At 48.9% G+C, this 2,323-nt stretch carries 2 protein-coding genes; both read right to left on the minus strand.

The window, feature by feature from the left end:
• The coding region (locus ACT3R7_RS20590) for a BapA/Bap/LapF family prefix-like domain-containing protein (RefSeq protein WP_496199454.1) at positions 1-1,197 on the minus strand (1,197 nt) is incomplete at its 3' end.
• A gap of 264 nt (positions 1,198-1,461) precedes the next feature.
• Positions 1,462-2,232 (minus strand): OmpA family protein, encoded by a 771-nt coding sequence (locus ACT3R7_RS20595; RefSeq protein WP_193092892.1) that lies wholly within the window; start codon positions 2,230-2,232, stop codon positions 1,462-1,464.
• Between the last annotated feature and the right edge of the window lie 91 nt (positions 2,233-2,323).

The raw sequence follows: 2,323 nt of genomic DNA on the forward strand, positions 1-2,323 counted from the left end.
GCGCGCGATTACATCGCCGTCGGCATAGGTGCCGTCGGGGAGCTCAAAGCTCTCGCCGACACCCTCGATCCAGGTATCGCCTCCGTCGAGGGAGTATTCCCAGGTGGCGTCGGGTTCGAGGTTGCCTACGTTGACCGTGCCATCGCTGGTAATACCGTCGTTATCATCTGCACCAGTATCATTTGCTAATGCGAGCGCAGGAGCTATCGGAGCAGTAACATCTCCATCCGCATCCGCGTCTGCATCAGCGTCACCGTCCGCATCTCCATCGGCGTCTGCATCCGCATCGCCATCAGCGTCTGCATCAGCATCCGCGTCACCGTCCGCATCCGCGTCTGCATCAGCGTCACCGTCCGCATCTCCATCGGCGTCTGCATCCGCATCGCCATCAGCGTCTGCATCAGCATCCGCGTCACCATCCGCATCGCCATCAGCGTCTGCGTCTGCGTCTGCATCCGCGTCACCGTCTGCGTCTGCATCCGCGTCACCGTCCGCATCTGCATCTGCATCCGCATCGCCATCTGCGTCCGCATCTGCATCTGCATCGCCATCTGCGTCTGCGTCTGCATCCGCGTCACCGTCCGCATCGCCATCAGCATCTGCATCCGCGTCACCGTCCGCATCGCCATCGGCGTCCGCATCTGCATCCGCATCACCGTCCGCATCGGCATCTGCGTCGCCATCATCGGGGTCCATTGGGTCACCGGCGTCGGGCTCATCACCATCGTCGATGCCATCACCAGCGCCAGGCTCTTCGTTATCAGGAGGATTAGAATCGGAACTAGAAGAGTCGCTGGCTGCAATAGCTGCACCCAATACACCTAAGCCACCTAGAGCAAAGACCCATGGCGAAACATCGCCAGCAGCCACTAATCCTTCTTCATTAATTTCGGCAAAGGCAAAATGCGACCAAGGTGATTGATACTGTCCTAACCAGAGTACTCCGTTGGAATCCTCTAATATCAATTCACTACGTACGTCATCAGTGACAACAAAGAAATCAGCAATAACAATCTGCTCACCTGACTTGAGTACAATAACCAGATTCATACCCGACTGGTTAAATGACGCAATTTCCTCAGGACCAACCGATATTTTTACAGCGCTGGGAGATTGCAGCGCTATAACGTCATTTGCTTGTTGTTGAGTGACGTTGCCATTAGCTTTTTCTGTGATAACTATCGCTTGGTTAGCCATGTTTCACCTTTTCGTTTCTATGTACGGTCCCGGGAGCCACAAATAGCCTGCGAGCTTGGACAGTTTTCAACTAGCGACACCACGTCGCTAAGGCTTTATTAAAAGCATTAGCGATATGAATCCGATCTTTTAAAATTATTTTTTCGTCAAATGTTTACGCTTTAAAATCATCAAAAGCTCATGCTATTAAACTTGATATCCAGAGCGGATTATCAGCAAATAAAAAGAAACACTTCCAACACGCTGGCTTTAATTCTTCTAACGCTAAGATCTTTCTTTCAAGACAATGTTGACTCGACGATTTTCCGCTAAACATGAAATTAACTGCGGTCTTGGCATATTGTCAGCACAGGACACGACTGGCTCGTTTTCGCCACGACCTTCATAAGTAATCCATTGCTGAGAGATGCCCCCTTCTATTAAAGCTATCGATACAGCACGAGCGCGCTGCTCAGACAGGGACAAGTTATAATCCTCATCACCAAGACGATCGGTATAGCCAATCACGTTGACTGAAGGATTATTGAAATTTTGCCGAACTTCAGAAGAGAGTTGGCGTATGGCGCTTACACCGCCGGGAGAAATATCTGCACTATCAAAACCAAATAGTAGGTCTGCGGATAGAGAAAGCACTTCCGGTTTGACGAGGGCTGCATACCTGGCAGCACATTGAGGCCTTCGCCACTCAAGACTGCTAAGGACTTGATTTGAAAAAGAAACCCTATACTGACAAACTAAGTAGTCGTTAGTTTCCAGAGGCAAGTTGATATTATAAAACCAATTATCATCCTGTATGCTGGAGGTAGAATCATTAGGGTTTCCAAGCAATCTTACAGTTTGCTCTTTAGAAAGCCTGCCTACTCCACTTTGTACTTGAGAAATATTTGGGATGGGTAAAAATAACCCATTACGGATATAACCCGGCCTTATATCAGTAACTTCTAGGCTTACATCAGTAAAGTTTTGAGCATTCGCATCGGCTACTATTCCGATAAATGCTGCTGCCAATATAATTGGCTTTGCCCACTTGATCATAACGTCCCCTTTCTCTCAAAGAATAACGCAATAAAATAAAGGCTTAACTCCACAGCGCCTAGAACCTTCTTATTAGAACTGCTTATCACGC

The sequence above is a fragment of the Halomonas sp. AOP43-A1-21 genome, from assembly GCF_052376775.1.
Lineage (GTDB): Bacteria > Pseudomonadota > Gammaproteobacteria > Pseudomonadales > Halomonadaceae > Vreelandella > Vreelandella colorata.

Coding starts and splice junctions, on each gene's coding strand:
- ACT3R7_RS20595 (WP_193092892.1), bottom strand. CDS start 2,232: ATGATCAAGTGGGCAAAGCCAATTATATTGGCAGCAGCATTTATCGGA.